The organism is Sulfobacillus thermotolerans (genome assembly GCF_039623705.1).
Taxonomy (GTDB): Bacteria; Bacillota; Sulfobacillia; order Sulfobacillales; family Sulfobacillaceae; genus Sulfobacillus; species Sulfobacillus thermotolerans.
In genome coordinates, this window is the sequence record NZ_CP133983.1 from 1,834,460 (window position 1) to 1,852,987 (window position 18,528).

Genomic DNA, 18,528 nt, shown 5'->3' on the forward strand with positions numbered 1-18,528 from the left:
CCTAGTGTAACGATGTTGCAGCAAAAAAACAAAGGATTTTGGGTGATGTCTTTTTTGCCACGAGGACATGTCTTTTGGGATGCACGCATAACGTGAAGGAGGAGGGGAGGCGGGTGGCAAACAGGCGGCGACAGGCAGCAATTGCGGTGGCGGTGTTGGGCCTGGCTATGGGAGTCGTAGCAAAAGGGATGCACCGGGTGCAGTTTTGGAAAATGAATGATCAGGCGCGGATCGTGTGGCAGGCGCCCTTTGGAGCCGGCCCAACCCATGTGGGCGTAGCACGAGGCCTTGACGGTCAGCAATATGGTCCTCTGGCCTTTGCCTATGCGCACAAGGATTTTTGGATTGCTGATTCTTACCGCAATCGGATTATCGAATCCACTAATCCTTGGAAAACTGTGAGCGTGCCCGGGACTATCATTGACGATTTGGTTTTTGTCCGCCGCGCGTTATATTTTGTGGATAACCAGCAGCTGGCCGTCTACCGGCTCGCTGACCAGCATATCACCAAAGTGATTCAACTGCAGGCTCCTTTGGGGCAGACTGAAGCAATTTGGCACTTGGCAGCCGATGGAGGCGACTTGCTGCTATGATGATGGACAGATTGTCGCCGTCGGCACAGACGTATGGGTGCCAGAGCATGCCCAAGTCATTGATGCGCATGGACAATACGTATTGCCGGGATTTATTGATTCACATACCCATCTTGGCGTCTTCAATGACGGTGAGGGACGCGAGGGAGCCGATGGCAATGAAATGACGCATCCCGTGACTCCGGGGATTCGGGCTATTGATGGCTTTAACCCAGCGGATGTTGCGTTGCGCGATGCGATTCAAGGGGGCATCACGGCAGCGTGGGTAACGCCTGGCAGTGGCAATGTCGTTGGGGGACAAGGTGCGACGCTTAGGCTTGTCGGACACAATGTTATGGATATGATTTTGAAAGCACCTTCGGGCATGAAAAGTGCGATGGGGGAGAACCCCAAACGCGTCTACGGCACCGACAAGAAGTTTCCAATGACGCGCATGGGCGTGGCTAAAGCTCTGCGTGAGGCATTTATCGCTGCCGACAATTACCGCAAACGCTTGGAAAATGATCCTCACACGGAGCGTAACCTGGATCAAGAAGCCATGGTTCAAGTGTTGGAGAGGCACATTCCACTGCGGACCCATGCGCACCGAGCAGACGACATCTTAACCGCGTTGCGCATCGCCCAAGAATTTGGGGTACAGCAAATCATTGAACATGGTACAGAAGCCTTCAAAGTGATGGATGCATTGCTCGCGTATAACGTCCCTGTGTCGTTGGGCCCGGGTCTTGTCGCGCGCGTCAAACCCGAAGTGCGCGAACGGGGCTTTGCGCAAGCGGGCATCTTAGCCCGCGCTGGGGTCAAAATTTCGTTAATCACAGACCACCCTGTGGTGCCGGTGCAATACTTGGTGGTCTCTGCGGCGCTAGCGGTGCGGGAGGGGCTAGAAGAAGTCGAGGCGCTGCGGGCCATCACCCAAAATGCCGCCGATTTTTGTCTCGTCGGTGACCGCCTAGGCTCTTTGGATCCGGGTAAAGATGGGGATGTGGTGATCTGGAGTGGCCATCCTTTTGAGTACCGCAGTGTCGTGGACAAGACCATTGTGGCGGGGCGCGTCGTGTATGATCGGCAACGAGCCCAGGAGGTGCGCCGTGGAGAGTAACCCGCGCATTTTTCGCTGTGGAACCCGTCCCTTACATCTCGGTTCAAGGACTTATGTGATGGGGATTGTCAATGTGACGCCGGACTCCTTCTCGGATGGGGGACGCTACGACGATCCGGTCCGAGCTGTGGATCAGACAGCTCAACTCATTGCCGACGGCGCCGACATCATTGATGTCGGCGCAGAATCGACTCGCCCAGGATATCAGCCCGTCGATGTCGAAACGGAATGGCGCCGATTGGAAGAGCCCTTGCGCCAAATCCGGGCCCGTTGGCCTGCCGTGCGACTCTCCGTCGATACCCAAAAGGCTGAAGTCGCGCGCCGGGCGATTGCCTTGGGAGTGGATATTATCAATGACATTCAAGGCTTTCAAGGGGATCCGGAGATGATTCGGGTGCTGGCGGATAGCAACGCCGGCTATATTATGATGTTTAACCGACCCGTTCCGTGGCCCGATGGCGTGGTGGATCTTGGCGAGATGGAGGAATTTTTTGTTCAAGGCTTGCAACGCGCTCGGGCTTATCACATCGCCGACGACCGGATTTTGCTTGACCCTGGTCTAGGATTTGCGTATAGCGGTGCGGCCAGTTGGACAGTCTTGCGCCATTTACCCGCGTTGTCTGGGATGGGAGCGGGATTGTTGCTAGGTCCGAGTCGCAAGCGCTTCTTGGGCACACTCACGGGGAAGCCTCCCGTAGAGCGGGATGTGGCCACAGCCACCGTGTGTGCCATTGCAGCGATGCACCACGTCGATGTCATGCGTGTACATAATGTTGCGCTCACGCGCGATGCGGTCGCGGTGGCCGATCGGTGGCAATATCATGAGTGACTGGATTCGGTTGAAGGATTTGCAATATCAAGCGAAACACGGCGCGTTACCCCACGAGAAAAATATTCCGCAACCCTTCCAAGTCGATGTCGACATAGGGCTCGATACGCGCAGTGCGGCGTTACAGGACAAGCTATCCGAAACCATTAACTATGCTATGGTGGTCAGCCGCATCAATCACGTGATGGCAGCTCCTCCGGTCAATTTATTGGAGACCCTGGCGCAACGCATTGCTGACGAGGTACTGGCATTGCCGCGTGTGATAGCAGTGCGGGTGCGCGTTCGCAAAATGGCGCCGCCTGTTGATGGCGTGTTGGGGCACGTAGAAGTGGAGATTTGGCGTGATGCCTAAGGTGTATATCGGCTTCGGGGGCAATTTGGGCAATCCGTTAGGATGTTTTGCCCTAGGATTGGAATGGCTGCAGGGCGCGGGGCGGGTGACGGGGTGTTCGGGGATTTACCGGACAGCTCCGCAAGGTGGACCGTCCCAACCCGATTATTTGAATGCTGTTCTGTGTCTGGATACCTTGTGGGATTGGCAGCGTTTGCTGGGCCAAATGCAGGCGGCTGAAGCGGCTTGCGGGCGCGAGCGCGGTGAGCGGTTTGGGCCCAGAACGTTAGACCTTGACATCTTGTTGTGGGGGGAAGAGCGTATTGACGAACCGCAATTACAAGTGCCGCATCCCCGTCTCGCTCAACGGCGGTTTGTGCTAGAGCCTTTGGCGGAAATCGATCCGCAGCTCACGATTCCGGGCGTGGGTCACATCCAGGGGTTGCTTGCTGCGGTGGCTAATCAACCGGTCACCCGGCTCATGAATTGGATTTGTGGGGGGAGCATCCGATGAAAAGTAAGGAGCCAAGGTGGCTTGGAGCGGATTTGACCCAGCTGGCTCGTGTGGGGTCAACAAACCAGGTCTTGCGCGAGCGGATGCGCCGCGAACACGTTCCGGAAGGGGCAGTCGTGTTAGCGCGAGAACAAACGGCTGGGCGCGGGCGTCTGGGCCGGCGGCTCACGACAATCGCCCATGATTGGCTGGAATACGTGGTGAGAAATCCTTGATGTTCTGACACGGCAGTATGAGACCTCGCTTTTCGTATAATGATGGGAGACTGGAACCGTCAGTCCATCCAATGTCCCATTTTGACTTTTTTGGTTTCGAGATAAAAGGCATTTTCTTCGCGAGGTGGGGATTGAATAGGAACCCGCTCAACAATGCGTAAGCCATAGCCACCTAGCGCGTGATACTTTTTCGGGTTGTTGGTCAGAAGGCGCATGTTCCGTACGCCCAAATCAGCTAATATCTGCGAGCCCACGCCATAGTCCCGGGAATCGGCGGGAAATCCTAAAGCTTGGTTGGCGGAGACGGTGTCGTAACCGGCTTCTTGCAAGGCATAGGCTTTGATCTTATTGGCCAGGCCGATGCCTCGGCCTTCTTGGCGCATGTACAATAAGACGCCGCGCCCTTCTTGGGCGATCATGCGCAAAGCCATATCCAACTGGTCTCCGCAGTCACACCGTTTGGATCCAAACACGTCACCTGTGAGGCATTCCGAGTGGACCCGGACTAATACCGGTTCGCCATTGGCGACGTCACCCATTACGAGCGCCAAATGCGTATCTTTCGTTTCCTTTTCCGTATACGCAATGGCGGTAAAGGTTCCGTAAAGGGTGGGGAGTTGGGCTCGACCTTCGCGGATAAAGAGGGTTTCTTGATGGCGTCGGTAGCGAATCAGGTCGGCGATGGTAATCAGCTTGAGCCCGTGTTCGCGCCGAAATTCTTGGAGGCGTGGCAAGCGGGCCATGGTACCATTGTCGTCCATGATTTCACAGATAACAGCGGCCGGAGTCAACCCGGCAAGACGCGCTAAATCCACACTGGCTTCGGTATGGCCGGGGCGTCTTAATACACCGCCATCTTTCGCACGGAGCGGAAACAAGTGGCCGGGGCGCACAAAATCCTCGGGTTTGCTCGAAGGATCAATAAGGGCCCGAACGGTGGCTGCCCGGTCATGGGCCGAGATGCCGGTTGTGGTTGTGTTCTTGGCATCGACGGAGATAGTAAACGCGGTGTCCATGGATTCATCGGGTGCCCCTACCATCGAGGGGATTTGTAATTCTTCGAGCCGTTCTTTGGTCATGGGAACACAAATGAGTCCGCGCCCCCATTGTGCCATGAAATTGATGGCCTCAGGCGTCACAAAGTCGGCGGCCATGACCAAATCGCCTTCGTTTTCACGATCTTCATCGTCGACAACCACGATCATCTTGCCTTGCCGAAGATCTTCTATGGCTTCAGGAATGGTATTAAATTCCCTGTGCTGTTCTTCTGTCATTGGATGCTTGACCTCTTTAACGTCATGGGCATTGCTAGGCCCAAGAAGGATAGGCGAGGGAATCGGTTAAAAGGATGGGTGTATATGATGAACCGTGTTGTTGTCGCAATTAATGGATCCCCGGCTTGCATGCAAGCTTTGGATGTAGCAGCGAAGATGATTGCCCCGTCAGGGACGGTGTTGTGTGTTGATGTTGAGGATATTATGGCCTTTTACCGGGAGTACGCGGTCGATTCTTATGAGGGTGAAATGGCAGAAGACGCCGAGTTCTTTCGCAATGAGTGGAATAAAGAAGCGCGAAAGATAAAGGAAGACGTGTTGCACAAAGCGTCTGACTTGCACCTTGCTGCCGAATGGCACATTTTGAAATTGAAACCTGGGCAAGGCGGGCCAGCCGAAGCGTTGTATAAATTTGCCCAACGCGAGAAGGCGGAGGCGATTTTAGTGGGACAACACCGCGGATCGCATCTTATTGAAGGATTATTGGGAAGTTTTCCTCGCTGGTTAGTCACGCATAGTGCTCTGCCCGTCGTCGTTGTGCCCCCTCCACAGTCAAAAGAGGCAAGGGCCGCGGCGGGCCAAAACGCGTGATGGGAGTAAGAAAGAGGGACGAAATATGGATCATCCATCGCAGCACCATAAGGATATGTGGGATCCTATAGAGTCGGAGACCGTGCCGCCTGCCAATGACAAGCTGCCGGAAGGAGCGCACCGCACGCCTCCCAAAGGATATCCTGTTGAGCGCAGCGCCTATGCGATTCCGCAGTGGTATGCGCTGCCCATCGACACCCCTGAGCATGCTCGCAACGCTGCTAGTCGATTTCCGCAAATGGATGTGTACCAGGTGTTGTCCGAGGAGGACCGCCGGATAATCTGGCAACGCATTGTGCAGGCGGAGCGCCGTTTTGGTATTGAGCCCGGCCCAGACGTTCTCAGAAGGGCGGGCTATGAGGGATAGAGCCAATGAGCCGCAAGAGCACATCTTGCGGCATTTTTTAATGAAAATCTTTGCGAACAAGAGCCTTTGAGGTTATGCACACGGCCCTTTGGAATAAGAAAAGAAAGGCGGATAGTAACCGTCTATACTGTTAAAATTATCCAGGCGTCCGCCAAAGTTGTACGATTAATAGCGCAAAGTGGTGCTCTTCACTAGGGGCGGTCCGTCGATAAGGGGGAGCGGGAATGGATACCACAAAATTCGATGTTGTCACCATTGGCGCGGGACCAGGAGCCACTCCTGCCGCCCTTTACTTGGCACGTCACAGCAAGCGGGTCGCGGTGATAGAGCAAGGCCACGCGTTGGGAGGCACGTGTCTATTTGAAGGATGTATCCCTTCGAAAATTTATTTAGAAACCGCCAAACGAATAAGAGATATACAGGAGGCGGCACGTTTTGGACTGGCTAACGCTCAATTTCAGGAATTGGCCCTGTCTGTTTTGACGGAACGGAAGCAGAAAATTTTGCGGCAACGGTCTTTAGAGATGCAACAACGTTTGACTCAGTTAGGGGTCACCGTCGTTTATGGCCGTGCTGATTTTTTAGATGCGCATCACGTCGTCGTGCAAACTGGCGATGCCCGGAAAATCCTATCGGCAGACTATATTATCGCGAGCCCCGGCTCGCGGCCTAAGCCTCTACGGGTTCCTGAAGCGGATGATGCTTCGTTGTGGACTAACGCCCAAGCGTTAAAGCTAGACACCATTCCATCATCCTTATGCATCGTCGGGGGAGGATATATCGGGGCAGAATTGGCCACGTTGTATCAGGCACTGGGTACCCACGTGCATGTGTTGGAGGCAGCATCTCGCATATTGGCCTCGGAAGATCCCGCCATTGGGGCGTATTTGACGAAAAACTGGTCGAGTGCCATCAATCCCATCGAGGTCGAAACCGATGTCCGGGTTACGCGTATTGAGACGCGTCCTGATGGTCGATGGACAGTCGGATATAATCATCCATTAAGAGGCTTTCGTCGGAAAACGGTGGACCGCGTATTGGTTGCCATTGGGCGAGAACCGAATACGGGGCAGATGGCATGGGACAAAGTGGGGATTACGCTTGGGCCGCGGGGGGAAGTGCCGGTGAATCGTTATTTTCAAACGACAGCGCCTCATATTTACGCGCCGGGCGACGTGAATGGACAAATCATGCTAGCCCATGCGGCAGCGCGGCAATCCTCTATTGTGGCCCAGCATATTTTGAAAAAGCCAACCGCGGCTGCTCATGACATTGTGCCCCATGTCATCATGTCTTCACCAGAAATTGCGGCGGTCGGTGCTGATACACGGTCATTGGTGATGCACCCCACCTGGCGGGTCACGCAGTGGCAATACCAGCACAGCGTTCGTCCCTTGGTGGCCGGAGATGAGAGGGGCTTTGCCCAATTGATTTGGGACCGGGCAACGCATAAGATTATGGGATGTCAGATTATTGGTTTAGGGGCTTCAGAGCTGATTAGCGAGATGACGCAGGTCATGACCCACCAAGGAACGCTCGAATCTTTCGTCGAGACGGTTCATCCTCATCCGACGCTGCATGAGGTGGTCACGGACCTAGCGATGAAGGCGCTTATAGAGGCCCAGAGCGAAACAGCGCAAGAGGGCGGGGCAATCAGGACAGACTAAACCCGTTCGCGCAAAGTTGCGGGTGTGTAAATTGAGTGGGGAGGAAAGGCAGCGTTGAACCTTGATGCTGCTGAGGCGTATGAAGTCTAAAAGCATTGGTCCAGCAGGGCTGTTGACAATTGCGTCGCTGGATCAATTGGCGATTACGATGTCGCAACAAGGCTTATCCATACTTAGTGTCGCGTTTAAAGAATATGCTCGCCTGGGCGTCACGCAAATGGGCATTTTGTTTTCCACTGTGGCGTTAGGAGCCGTTATTGGCATGATTCCCGCTGGCATCGCCCTGGACCGCTTCGGATCACGCCGCGTGGCATGGATGGCAGGAAGTGCCATCCTCGTCGTGATGGGGCTTTTGGCAATGTTGTTACCACGTAATTTTTGGGCTTTGGAAGCGCTATTAAGTCTGGTCGGTTTTTTTCTTCCGGCGTTGTCCTTGACGGGAACGACCGCTATTACGCACGTCTTTGATGGATCGTCGCGGGAGGGCGTGGCCATTGGGATCCGCCAGGCCGCAACTCCCTTAGGGGGGATTTTAGCTGCCAGTTTATTTCCATTTCTCGTCAAAACTTGGTCGCTGGCCACGGTGCTTTGGGTCATTGCTGTAAATGCCGGCGGGTGGACGCTGGTATTTGCCTGGGCGCTTGCGCCCACGAATCACTCGCCGCGAGCGGCCATGCCTGCGACGCAAGGGCTCAAAAGTCTGGTAGAGGTATTGCGGCCCTTGAAGTATCCGTTGTTGACCAGTTTGCTATTGTCGCCGGGTCAATATGCCCTGCTGACGTATGCGCTGTTAGATTTGCACGACCGTTGGCATGTGCACATGGGTATTGCGGGGCCTATTATAGCGCTGGCGTTGTTGGGAGGATTTCTGGCCCGGATTTATATGGGTAAGATGATGGACAAGGGGGCGCACAGTGTTCCGTGGCTGATTGCGTTAACCAGCAGTGTGGGCGTTTTGTCATTGGTGTTATGGGCTATTATTCCGCACGGCATACCACTCGTGGTGATTATTCTTATCTTTTTTGCGCTCGGCGCCGGCCTTGATGGCTGGAATGCTTTGTTGACGGCGTGGGTAGCCCAAAAAAGCTCAACATCGCAACGCGGCATTGCGTTGGGGCTGACAGGCATGGCCGGTTTTATAGGCATTGTACTCTTCTTACCGATTTTTGGCCTGATTATCCGTTGGTCTGACTCCTATCGTCCTGCCTGGGGCCTTTTGGCATTGATCTATCTCGTGGGCATAGGACTGCTAGCCTATGCAAAACGCGTCTCGCACAAGACGATCTGATAGCCTACGTGGTAGGATGAATGCCAAGTGGGATCGTGAGGAAGGAGGTTGTCAAGGATATCGGACATGTAGTAGCGCTGGTGTTGAATTTTTTGTGGGTGGGATTGTTGGGATTTGGCGGGGGCTTTGGCATGATTCCTTTGATGAAAAGTGCCATTAGTGTTAATAGGGGTCTACACAAAAATCGGCCTTTTAGGCTTCGGTGGGGGGTATGCGGTGCTGTCGTTTATCCGTAGCGAAGTGGTGGATGGTCACGCATGGATCGATGCCGAGCAATTTGATAATGTTGTCGAAATGAGTGCTTTTGCACCAGGACCAACCACGTCTAATGTTTTGGCCGCCATCGCCTACCGCCTGCAAGGGTGGAAAGGCTTGGTGATGGGCACCATTGCCGCCTTGTGGCCGTCTTTTTTGTTAATTATGTTGTTGGCCGTCGCGACGCGTATCTTGCATAATCCCTGGTTAACGGGTGCGTTGCATGGCATCGAAGTGGCTGTCGTGGGCCTGTTAATTGACGTGGTTTGGACATTATGGAAAGATGTTCCGAAAGCCGTCGTCACCGCAATATTAGCGCTTTTGTCATTGGCCCTGACTGTTTTGGGACTCAACCCCGTTATCACGATTGGGATAGCAGCAGCCATTGGGTTATTCGATTTTTTGATAAGGCGCCAACCACTTTCTCGGGGCAGCAAACCTACGTCTGAGATTCACCACGAATAAATTTAGAGCTGAAATGTCTAAGACCAGGTCGAGATATTGTCAAACGGCTACGCGCCCGCACCAAGCCGGGGGATGGGCTGAGTTCCGCCTGTTTGTCAAACCGACAGGATCATGGCTCAGTTTTGCGCCGCTTTCGCTTCCCACGCCCGTCTCCGATTTTAAAATCCCGAGCGTAAGAGCATGACTGTCATGATCTCACCGGCTTTGTAAGGCCCGGTATCAGGGGGGACGATCATGAGGGCGTCAGCCCCAATCCATGAGGACTGCACCGCGGAATCTTGTTGCGCATAGGGGTGGACCCACAACTGGCCGTGTTCTGTCACCAAGCGACTGCGCACATAATGCCAGCGGTCTTGAATCTCTGTGAATGGTTCAAAGAGGGGCAATGCCAATGTAAGACGGCGCCAGTTGGCGTCTGCTAACCAGGTGCGAATCATGGGGCGCACAAACAATTCAAAGGTCACAAGGGCTGAGACGGGATTACCGGGCAGCCCAAAGAACGGGCGGCCGTGGAGCATGCCAAAGGCTAAGGGTTTACCGGGTTTCATATTGACGCGCCATAATTCGAGCTGACCTTCTTCTTCCAGTACTTGTTTGACCCAGTCAAAATCGCCGACGGATACGCCGCCCGAACTTAAAATGATATCTGACGTTTGGGCTTCAGCCAAGCGGGAAGCAATCGCTTCTTTGGTATCACGCGCGGGAGGCAAAAGCCAAGGTTTCCCACCCGCCGCAGTTATAGCCGCGGCGAGCGCGTAGCTATTGGAATTGCGAATTTGACCGGGTCCCAGAGGCTGACCTGGCGGGACCAACTCATCGCCTGTTGACACGATAGCTACGTGGGGCTTGGGCATGACGGGAACGTGGTCCATCCCTAATGACGCGAGGATACCGATTAAGGGCGGACTCAAGACGGTGCCAGGCTCTAAAATCTTTTGGCCGGCGCGCATGTCTTGCCCGGCTTGGCGGACATTTTGCCCGGGAGATACGGGGGCCCATGCCGACATGCGGCCTGGGGCAGGCGTTGTTGTCCATTCCACTTGAATCACGGCGTCAGCCCCTGGGGGTAAGGGGGCTCCTGTCATGATCTTATAGGCTTCACCAGATTGGAGCGGCCGGGAAAGGGGGTGCCCCGCGGCAATGACGCCACGTACCTCCAAAGAGATGGGATTTTCCCGCGAAGCATTGGCCAGGTCGGCCGCGTGCACAGCATATCCGTCCATTGAGCTGTTGGCAAATCCGGGAATATCCTCGTGACAGGCTATGGGGGCGGCCACGATGCGCCCCAATGCGTCCATTAAGGAGATGAGTTCGGGAGTCTTACGCGGGGGAACATGAGCCAAGATGCGAGATTGCGCCTCTTCCACAGACATCAGCATGCCAATTCCTGCCTTTCATCACGACCGTTCGCATTCAGATGGTTTTTATTTTAGCAAATAGCGGCAAGCTTGGGGCAAGACTTGCTCAAGAGTCTTGACCATGGGATGATGAAAAGCATCGGAGCGAATAAAGAAAGGGGAGACATCGGTGGATTCCCCGCTGCGGTTTGTCGACTATTTATTGGCAATTGATATTGGGAATACCCATATTAAAGTGGGGCTGTTTCATGATGGCGTATGGCAAGAAGAATGGCGGCTATCGACGGATGTTAGACGAACGGCCGATGAGTACCGCGTGCCTTTGCGCGGCTTTTTGCGAGAAGTGCTTGTAGAGCAAGTGGATCAGGTTGTGATGGCGTCGGTGGTGCCGCTTCTCGCACCTGTTTTTCACCGCGTTGCCAGCGCTTTATCCGATGCTCCGCCACTGGAAATTACGCCGCCCGGCTATGGGTTGAAAGTTGTCGCCAAGGCTGTAGAAACATGCCAAGACAGCCAACTGACGGTGTTGCCGATTCGTGAGGCGGTTGGCCGATATATGGACCGGGTGCCGATACAAGACTTCGGAGCCGATCCGATTCCATGGCGCGCAACGGCCCATGTCAATACCTGGAAGTGGCATCAAAGACGGGAGCAGTTTGTCATGCCTGCTTTAGCTCCTATACCCAAGGTGTCCGTAGACCAATGGATTAGAGATTTAGATAGTTGTTGCCGAGGCGATGGGAAAGAGGCGCCATGGCATGTCGAGCGGGTAGCGCATTTAGGAACCCAAAGCTGGGTGAGACTTTTTCCCAAGCCTACCGTGTATGGCGGTGCGCAGAGTTATGGTCCATTGCTTCTCAGCCGTCTTCTATGCTGGTGGGCAGATAGGGCTACGGCGGACCCATTGACGTGGCTCTTAAGTGATCCGCCAGCTCTTGAGGCCGGTCTCTACGGGTTGGCAGGTATCGTGGGATCCGACACAACATTGCCTGTCGTGTCTTTAGCAGCCCAACATTACCGCGTCCTGTGCGACGTCTTAGCGGTGGCCGACGCGTGGTTATGGTTGGAAGGAGCCGATCCGGATCAAGTGGCTACGTGGCTTGGACAATGGTTTAAACCGGCCGACGCGTGGCGCTGGGCGCTTAGTTTGTCTAGCGATGTGAGCCGCAAGGTCGCCGCTGCTGAGCTGGATGAGGAACATGGCGGGCAGGTGGCCTCTTCGGGATGGGAGTGGGACGGATGGGACGACGGGCCGATAAGGTGGGTCGCGCCTTAAACAAAAGCATAGAGGCCTGATTGGCGAAATAAAGGAGGGGGGCGAATGTCGCCTCAACAATTATTGGACAAGCTTACAGGTTATGTCGTCGGAAAACGCCAGCCTGCGCTCTGGACCGTCTCTGCTTTGGTCGCTGGCGGCCATATTCTGATTGAGGATGTGCCTGGCGTCGCCAAGACCCGATTGGCACGTACGCTGGCACGCTTGTTAGATTTATCCTATGCACGGATTCAAGCGACACCTGATGTATTGCCCTCAGACATTACGGGCGCTATGATTTATGATCCCAGTAACCAGACGATGACGTTTCGTCAGGGACCCATTTTTCACCAAGTCGTCTTGGTAGATGAAATCAACCGAGCTACGCCGCGGGCTCAATCGGCCTTGCTCGAAGCGATGGAAGATAGGGAAGTTAGCGCGGAATCGGAAACCTACTCTTTGCCGCGGCCCTTTTTCGTTATGGCCACGGCGAACCCCGTCGAGATGGCGGGGACCTTTCCCCTGCCTGAAGCCCAAAAAGATCGGTTCTGGTTGTCGTTTGGATTAGGCTATCCGACGGCGGATGAAGAATTTGAGATTCTCACCCGATTTTCCAGAAACGACACGAGCGATGTGCCTAGCCCTTTGGCTTCTGCTGCCGACCTCTTACGCTGGCAAGACGCGTCGCAGCAAGTGCATATATCGGATGACATCGTGCGCTACGTAGTGGATATTGTGCAGGCGACGCGTGCGCATCCCCGCATTTCTTTGGGGGCTTCACCCCGGGCCGCTGTTCAATGGATACGAATTTTACGGGCGTACGCATGGGTGCAAGGAAGAAATTATGTGATCCCCGATGATGTGCAGGTGTCGCTGCCGGTGGTATTAGGGCATCGCTTAATCGTGGCAGGAGGCATACGTGGGGGGACTTGGGGCGAACGCCAACAGGCCGTGCGTGACGTGTTGAACGAGATTGTGGCTCAGATTGCGGTGCCGGTGGAATGATGCGAGGGACTGAACAGCCGGTTTGGTTGTTGGAAGCCCTTGCGGCCTTGCTGGTGCTGGCCGGAATCATTGCGGGACGCGCGCTGTGGATAATCATAGGCTTCTTCGTGGCCGCTGCCATCCTCTTATCGCAGAAGTGGGCACGCCGTACGTACGCGGCTCTGATCATTGACAGCGTACCGCAGCAAATCACCTTGGAAATTGGCCAAGAATGGCTCTACAGCGTGTCTATCAGCAATCCTTTAGCCATAGCGGCTGGATGGATTCGCGTGCGACAAGAGATTCCCCAGGGTTTGGTGCAAGATAACGGCAGCCATCACGTGGGCGCCGAATTTGTGTTAGGGGAATATCAAAAAGCGCGTGTGGTCTGGCCCCTAAAAGGCGTGGCGCGAGGTCGCTGGATATTGGGGGACACGACACTGGTGCAAAGCGATTTGTGGGGGTGGCGGGAAACGGTTCAAAGGCACTTTCTCCCGACCGTGGTTACAGTGTGGCCACGGCGCTTTGACATCGATCTGCCATTGTGGCAGGCGGTGCGAGAGTTGGGAGAAACCAAGGGATGGCTCTGGGACGAACCAGATCCATCATACTACCGGGGGATTCGGCCTTACCGGTATGGGGAACCCTTGCGTGATGTGCATCCGTTTGCTTCGGCGCGAGCCGGCACCCTGATGGTGAAGGACGTCGAGCGGGTTCGTGCTCTATCGGTCGATATCATTTGCCATCCCTATACCGCCGACGTGCCTTGGCATGGGATTGACATGCAAGCGGTTGAAACGTGTTTGAGCTTGGCGGCCAGTGCCGTGCAGATCGCGTTCGATCAAGGCCTAGCGTGCGGATTGACCATATCCTGTGCGCTCCCAGGATTAGGTCATGGCGTCTCTTTAGAGCCTACCACGGCAATGGCCGCGCGCGCAGAATATTTCACGAATTTAGCATGGGCAGTTGCGACCCCTGCGGTATCTACCAATGTTCAGGGATTATTAGAGAACTTGTTGCGGCAAGAACGGCCTGCGGGTCTTTTGTTGGTGGTATCGCCCAAGTGGGACGAGGCCGTCGATCTCTTATTGCAACGATTGTCAAGCCAAGGACATGTGATCGGCTGGCTGAGTGCGGGGTCTAGTGTGCAGATACCCACCGTGGTTGACGTGCACTGGGCGTGGACTGAAGGAGGCGTGGTGCATGAGACGCGTACTAGCAGCGGGCGTGCTCTTAGCATGGCGACTGCGATTGAAAATCCAGCCGGTATCTTCCGTTTCTAAGACATCAGATATGGTGGTGATAGAGTCATTACCCAAACGTCCACCAATACCTAGACCGGCGCGGTTAACGCCCGTGCGGCATGTGGTATCCCGAGGATTGCGACAAGCAGCACAGCACCACCAAGGCAAACGCCAGGGAGAAACCCTGCGTCAATGGTTGACCGCGCAGGGGTTTGGAGAATGGGGACGAGCAATAGCGGAAATTTATGAACAGGTGCGCTATGGCATGGAGGATGATACGAAAACGCGCGCCAATGAGGTGCAGCGGCTTTGGCGGAAAGTCACGAAGCCTAGGTAATCCTAACTGGTTATTGAGAAACTCAAAAATGTCTAGAGCGCAACGCATTAAGTAGACAATACAACCGAGATATCTAGCCCGGGAGAAGCATATAAAAATCCAATAGGGTTGCAAATAATTTGACATGGTTCCGATAAAATAAAAAACTATTTTGAACTAATAGTCTGCGTATTCATATATCGTGGTAAAATAAAAATCGCAATCCAAGCACTTACCCTACTTTGGGAGGCACTGTGATGGCCGAGGAAACAATAAATCTTATGGTTCTTTCTGGTGAGTACAGCCGGTTGCACGCGGCTGCCATGCTTAGTGTGGTGGCAAGCAGTTATGGGAAGCCCGTCAACGTGTTTGTCTCGATGGAGGCATTGCCCGCTTTTCATAAAGATCCCAATATCGCTGGGTCCGCGCTGGTTAAAGGGCCAGTTGCCCAAAAAATTGCAGCATCTGGTGGACAAGACTTTATAGAATTATTTCAACAAGCAAAAGACTTTGGCGAGGTTAAGCTATATGCCTGTGGACTGGTGATGGATTTATATCATTGGACGCTCGGTGAGATGCATCCCGTTTTTGATGAGGTGATGGGGGTGGCGGGCTTTTTGGCTAAAGCCGAAGGGCAGCCGACATTGACGTTTTAACGATGTGGCCTATGTAGGGGGATACTCGCCGTTTTAATGGTTGATCCCGATAGATCTCTTTAGAGAAAGGCAGGTTGAGCAGATCGTGGATGATATTAAAGTGATTGATGCGCGCGGATCGTTCTGCCCAGGGCCGCTTATGGAATTGATTAAGGGCATTCGTCAGGAAGCTGTTGGTACCGTGTTTGAGATCTGGTCGTCGGATGCAGGCAGCGCGAAAGATATTCCCGAATGGGTGGCGCGTGCAGGTCATGAAGTTGTGCAAAATCGCGAAGAAGACGGCATTTATAAGGTGCAAGTCAAAAAAGTCCGATAAAAGGCTTCATATTATCTATTGCAAAAGGGAGGACGTCGGAAGATGCAGCGAATCGTGATTCTTGGAGGCGGAGTCGGCGGCACCATTGTCGCCAATCAAGTCGCACGGCAAATGGGCACCGAGCTTCGTACAGGAGCATTAGACATTACGGTTATTTCAGAATCCGCACAGCATGTTTACCAACCGATGTTTTTATACATTGCCTTTGACCAAGTGGTGCCCGCCGAAGCTCAAAAACCCGAACGTGACATCTTAGATCGGCATGTGCATTTGAAAGTGGGCAATGCGGAACGAATAGACCGTGAAGCCCAAGCTGTGATTATGCAAGATGGCGAGAAAATCTCCTACGATTACCTTGTGATTGCAACAGGCAGCCGGCCGGCCCCGGAAACGATTCCCGGATTGACCGAAGGAGGGCATATTTTTTACACGGAAGAGGGGGCCCTTAAATTACGCGAAGCGTTGCACAATTTTCAAGGGGGCCGCATTGTGGTGACTGTTGGTGTACCACACAAATGCCCGGTAGCCCCGCTTGAATTCACATTTATGGTGCAGGAATGGATGAAAGCGCGTGGTTTAGGTGACAAAACGGAATTGGTTTATACGTATCCCATTGGCCGCATCCATTCCCTTGAACCCGTTGCAAACTGGGCCACACCCGTGTTTGCGGAGCGGGGCATCGAATCTCATATCTATTTCAATCCGGAAAATGTGGATCCCGCCAAGCGCACAATCACCAGCTTAGAAGGAGAAACGCTGAATTATGACCTTCTTGTTGCGATCCCACCGCATCGCGGTCAGGACATTATTGGCCGCTCGGAATTGGGCGATGCGGGCAATTGGATTCCAACCGACCGCTACTCATTGCGGATGGAAGGTGCGGACAATATCTTCGTGTTGGGAGATGCCACTAATCTTCCCATTAGTAAAGCAGGTTCCACGGCGCATTTTGAGGCAGACGTCGTGGCGGCCAATCTCGTCAATTTGCTACGGGGTGGCTTAGGTTCCGTTCGCTATGACGGCAAAGTCTTTTGTTTTATTGAAACTGGCTTGAAGAATGCGACCTACATTCAGTTTGATTATGCGCATCCGCCCAAACCCCAAGAACCGACCGAGATGATTCATATGTTCAAGCTCGCCTATAACCGCATGTATTGGCTCACCCCAGCAGGTGTTCTATAAGGTGCCGGGCAGAGAATACAGAAAGGACGTAAGCGTATGGCTGCCATTGAAGTTTCGGAAGAAACCCTAGGAGAATGGAAAGCGCTGCTCACGGCGTTTCGTGACAGTGCGACGCCGCAGATGGCGGAGCGGATTGGAACGATGTTGAGTACGGTTGGAGAATTGGCGGCCAAGGCGCAAGATCCGGCTGCGGGCCGCACGGTGGATACAATCTTAGAGCATGAAGCCGTCATTCAGTCGACATTGGTGCAGTTGGCGCGCTGGCATCAAGATGGCACGTGGAACGCGTTGGTGGAGCTTGCTTCGCTAGCCGCGGCTTTTAAAGCGTCGGCGACGCCGCCTATGGCGGAGCGGGTTGGCTCCTTATTGTCCAATATGGGAGAACTCACGGCACTGGCTGCGAGTGACGAGGCGAAAAAGGCGGCCCAGGAGCTGATCGAGCGGGCGCCGTCGCTTACGCAAGCGGCTGCGCAGCTAGATGTGTGGCAGCATGACGGCACATGGGATGCAATTAAGGAGTTTACGGCATTGCTGACGGCTGTGAAAAGTTCTGCCAGTCCTGCAATGGCTGAGCGCGTTGCCTCGTTATTGTCGTCGCTGGGCTCTTTGGCCGCCAGGGCATCAGAACCTGAAACCGTCTCAGCGCTCAATTTTGTGCTGGATAATCAAAATGCCATGATGAGTTTGTTTCAACAGATGGTGTCATGGCAACATGATGGCACATGGGCCGCTATTGTGGACTTTTCCTCTTTAATCAGTGCTGTGCGTGACTCGGCCACAACGCAAATGGTGGAGCGTGTGTCCGGCATCGTCGTGGAAGCGTCGCGAGCGCTTGACGGAGCTATCCGTTCAGGATTGTTAGACTTAGGACTCAAAATTATGGATGCTGCCGCCAGTGCCGTAGAGGAAGCCAAGGCGGATCCGCAGAAAATGACGGCAATGGGACTGTTGCGTGCACTTAAAGACCCTGATGTGCAAGTGGGCGTGAAGATGATTATTAACGTACTGAAAAAAGTGCCGCACATCATGGAAGGGGTCAGCTAACCGCATACCTTTTTAAAGAAGTGGGGAGCGGCCAAACGTGCCCTTCCGGACGCCTGTTTTGTAAGTGAGTTCCTCGTCAGTCTGCTACGAATGGTTTTTGCCCACTCGTGGCGCTGATTGGAGAGGGACTCATTTTGTCATGGCCGATTATTGTCTGGCGCGTTTCTTTCATTAGAGCAGTTTTGATATTCGCGAACCGATTCGCTGAGCTTTTGGAGGTAATAGGCGAGGCGCGCACGCTCACCTTCGGGCCAGTCGTCCAAGATGTCCTTATAGACTTCCAGACGGGCGCTTTTCATCAATTTAAATTGATCTCGACCATATTGCGTGGCCTGAACGCGGTGTACCCGGGAATTATGAGGTTCTGGGACGCGTTCTAAGAGGCCTTTGGCCTCCATGGCGGAGACTTGGCGACTCATGGTCGACAAATCGACTTTGAGTTCGCCCGCCAAATCTTGCACAGCAGGCGGATCAGGGTGACTTAGTACTTCGTGCAAAATTAAGTAAGCGGAACGGTCCAATGCTGCGATGCGCGGGTCACGGGGATGCGCTGCGGTCACAAGCCGGACCAAAGCGGCTACGGCATATTCCACCTGCTCTACGCTATCGTCATGAATACGGCATTGCCCCTTTACGGATCTTAACGACATCCATCCTACCATGAACGTTAACTTGTATGATGCAA

General features: G+C 54.0%; 22 protein-coding genes. 19 read left to right on the forward strand and 3 right to left on the reverse strand.

Annotated elements, in window-relative coordinates; all coding sequences use genetic code 11:
• The first annotated feature begins 113 nt into the window (after positions 1-113).
• The 6 genes from ORD20_RS09385 to ORD20_RS09410 are packed head-to-tail and all read left to right on the forward strand — an operon-like array spanning position 114 to position 3,581.
• Complete coding sequence (locus ORD20_RS09385) at positions 114-593, forward strand: hypothetical protein (protein WP_430626124.1); 480 nt, start codon at positions 114-116, stop codon at positions 591-593.
• Positions 571-1,692 carry an amidohydrolase gene (locus ORD20_RS09390; protein WP_430626125.1) on the forward strand — a complete coding sequence of 374 codons (1,122 nt, stop codon included), beginning with the start codon at positions 571-573 and terminating at the stop codon, positions 1,690-1,692. The genes ORD20_RS09385 and ORD20_RS09390 overlap by 23 nt, the downstream gene beginning before the upstream one ends.
• Positions 1,682-2,521: a dihydropteroate synthase gene (gene folP, locus ORD20_RS09395; protein WP_242968586.1), complete on the forward strand. Its 840-nt coding sequence runs from the start codon at positions 1,682-1,684 to the stop codon at positions 2,519-2,521. Before ORD20_RS09390 ends, folP begins: the two co-directional genes overlap by 11 nt.
• The gene (gene folB / locus ORD20_RS09400; RefSeq protein ID WP_158246332.1) at positions 2,514-2,873 is read left to right on the forward strand and encodes a dihydroneopterin aldolase; all 360 of its coding nucleotides are present in this window, start codon (positions 2,514-2,516) and stop codon (positions 2,871-2,873) included. The genes folP and folB overlap by 8 nt, the downstream gene beginning before the upstream one ends.
• Positions 2,866-3,366 carry a 2-amino-4-hydroxy-6-hydroxymethyldihydropteridine diphosphokinase gene (folK, locus tag ORD20_RS09405; RefSeq protein WP_103376118.1) on the forward strand — a complete coding sequence of 167 codons (501 nt, stop codon included), beginning with the start codon at positions 2,866-2,868 and terminating at the stop codon, positions 3,364-3,366. The genes folB and folK overlap by 8 nt, the downstream gene beginning before the upstream one ends.
• Positions 3,363-3,581 (forward strand): hypothetical protein, encoded by a 219-nt coding sequence (locus ORD20_RS09410; protein WP_430626126.1) that lies wholly within the window; start codon positions 3,363-3,365, stop codon positions 3,579-3,581. The genes folK and ORD20_RS09410 overlap by 4 nt, the downstream gene beginning before the upstream one ends.
• Positions 3,582-3,640: 59 nt before the next feature.
• On the opposite strand, the gene ORD20_RS09415 is transcribed toward ORD20_RS09410, so the two are convergent.
• Positions 3,641-4,855 carry a bifunctional 3,4-dihydroxy-2-butanone-4-phosphate synthase/GTP cyclohydrolase II gene (locus tag ORD20_RS09415; RefSeq protein ID WP_103376121.1) on the reverse strand — a complete coding sequence of 405 codons (1,215 nt, stop codon included), beginning with the start codon at positions 4,853-4,855 and terminating at the stop codon, positions 3,641-3,643.
• Between the two features lie 84 nt (positions 4,856-4,939).
• Here ORD20_RS09415 and ORD20_RS09420 point away from each other — a divergent pair, with 84 nt between their 5' ends.
• The 5 genes from ORD20_RS09420 to ORD20_RS09440 all read left to right on the forward strand — a co-directional run bounded on the left by ORD20_RS09420 (position 4,940) and on the right by ORD20_RS09440 (position 9,488).
• Positions 4,940-5,446, forward strand: a complete 507-nt coding sequence (locus ORD20_RS09420) for a universal stress protein (protein ID WP_158246333.1) — start codon at positions 4,940-4,942, stop codon at positions 5,444-5,446.
• Between the two features lie 25 nt (positions 5,447-5,471).
• Complete coding sequence (locus tag ORD20_RS09425) at positions 5,472-5,813, forward strand: DUF6582 domain-containing protein (protein WP_103376125.1); 342 nt, start codon at positions 5,472-5,474, stop codon at positions 5,811-5,813.
• 224 nt (positions 5,814-6,037) lie between these two features.
• A complete protein-coding gene (locus ORD20_RS09430; protein ID WP_103376126.1) occupies positions 6,038-7,480 on the forward strand; it encodes a dihydrolipoyl dehydrogenase family protein in 1,443 nt (480 codons plus the stop codon).
• A 79-nt stretch (positions 7,481-7,559) separates the two neighbouring features.
• A complete protein-coding gene (locus tag ORD20_RS09435) occupies positions 7,560-8,768 on the forward strand; it encodes an MFS transporter (protein ID WP_158246334.1) in 1,209 nt (402 codons plus the stop codon).
• 159 nt (positions 8,769-8,927) lie between these two features.
• Complete coding sequence (locus ORD20_RS09440) at positions 8,928-9,488, forward strand: chromate transporter (protein ID WP_430626703.1); 561 nt, start codon at positions 8,928-8,930, stop codon at positions 9,486-9,488.
• 158 nt (positions 9,489-9,646) lie between these two features.
• Here the strand turns inward: ORD20_RS09440 and ORD20_RS09445 are convergent, their stop codons facing one another.
• The gene (locus ORD20_RS09445) at positions 9,647-10,867 is read right to left on the reverse strand and encodes a molybdopterin molybdotransferase MoeA (protein WP_173677107.1); all 1,221 of its coding nucleotides are present in this window, start codon (positions 10,865-10,867) and stop codon (positions 9,647-9,649) included.
• Positions 10,868-11,015: 148 nt separating this feature from the next.
• Between ORD20_RS09445 and ORD20_RS09450 the strand changes: the two genes are divergently transcribed.
• The 8 genes from ORD20_RS09450 to ORD20_RS09485 all read left to right on the forward strand — a co-directional run bounded on the left by ORD20_RS09450 (position 11,016) and on the right by ORD20_RS09485 (position 17,843).
• Positions 11,016-12,122, forward strand: coding sequence for a type III pantothenate kinase (locus tag ORD20_RS09450; protein WP_430626127.1), 1,107 nt, complete (start codon positions 11,016-11,018; stop codon positions 12,120-12,122).
• 45 nt (positions 12,123-12,167) lie between these two features.
• Positions 12,168-13,106 carry an AAA family ATPase gene (locus tag ORD20_RS09455; RefSeq protein ID WP_103376131.1) on the forward strand — a complete coding sequence of 313 codons (939 nt, stop codon included), beginning with the start codon at positions 12,168-12,170 and terminating at the stop codon, positions 13,104-13,106.
• Positions 13,103-14,368 carry a DUF58 domain-containing protein gene (locus ORD20_RS09460; RefSeq protein WP_430626128.1) on the forward strand — a complete coding sequence of 422 codons (1,266 nt, stop codon included), beginning with the start codon at positions 13,103-13,105 and terminating at the stop codon, positions 14,366-14,368. The genes ORD20_RS09455 and ORD20_RS09460 overlap by 4 nt, the downstream gene beginning before the upstream one ends.
• Positions 14,289-14,666 carry a hypothetical protein gene (locus tag ORD20_RS09465; RefSeq protein ID WP_430626129.1) on the forward strand — a complete coding sequence of 126 codons (378 nt, stop codon included), beginning with the start codon at positions 14,289-14,291 and terminating at the stop codon, positions 14,664-14,666. The genes ORD20_RS09460 and ORD20_RS09465 overlap by 80 nt, the downstream gene beginning before the upstream one ends.
• Before the next feature lie 236 nt (positions 14,667-14,902).
• The gene (locus ORD20_RS09470; RefSeq protein ID WP_173677108.1) at positions 14,903-15,301 is read left to right on the forward strand and encodes a DsrE family protein; all 399 of its coding nucleotides are present in this window, start codon (positions 14,903-14,905) and stop codon (positions 15,299-15,301) included.
• Positions 15,302-15,386: 85 nt separating this feature from the next.
• A complete protein-coding gene (locus ORD20_RS09475; protein ID WP_242968589.1) occupies positions 15,387-15,617 on the forward strand; it encodes a sulfurtransferase TusA family protein in 231 nt (76 codons plus the stop codon).
• 42 nt (positions 15,618-15,659) lie between these two features.
• On the forward strand, positions 15,660-16,799 hold the full coding sequence (locus ORD20_RS09480) for an NAD(P)/FAD-dependent oxidoreductase (protein WP_103376134.1): 1,140 nt from the start codon (positions 15,660-15,662) through the stop codon (positions 16,797-16,799).
• 36 nt (positions 16,800-16,835) lie between these two features.
• Positions 16,836-17,843 carry a DUF1641 domain-containing protein gene (locus tag ORD20_RS09485; RefSeq protein ID WP_103376135.1) on the forward strand — a complete coding sequence of 336 codons (1,008 nt, stop codon included), beginning with the start codon at positions 16,836-16,838 and terminating at the stop codon, positions 17,841-17,843.
• 137 nt (positions 17,844-17,980) lie between these two features.
• Here ORD20_RS09485 and ORD20_RS09490 read toward each other — a convergent pair whose 3' ends face one another.
• Complete coding sequence (locus tag ORD20_RS09490; protein WP_158246335.1) at positions 17,981-18,493, reverse strand: MarR family winged helix-turn-helix transcriptional regulator; 513 nt, start codon at positions 18,491-18,493, stop codon at positions 17,981-17,983.
• Between the last annotated feature and the right edge of the window lie 35 nt (positions 18,494-18,528).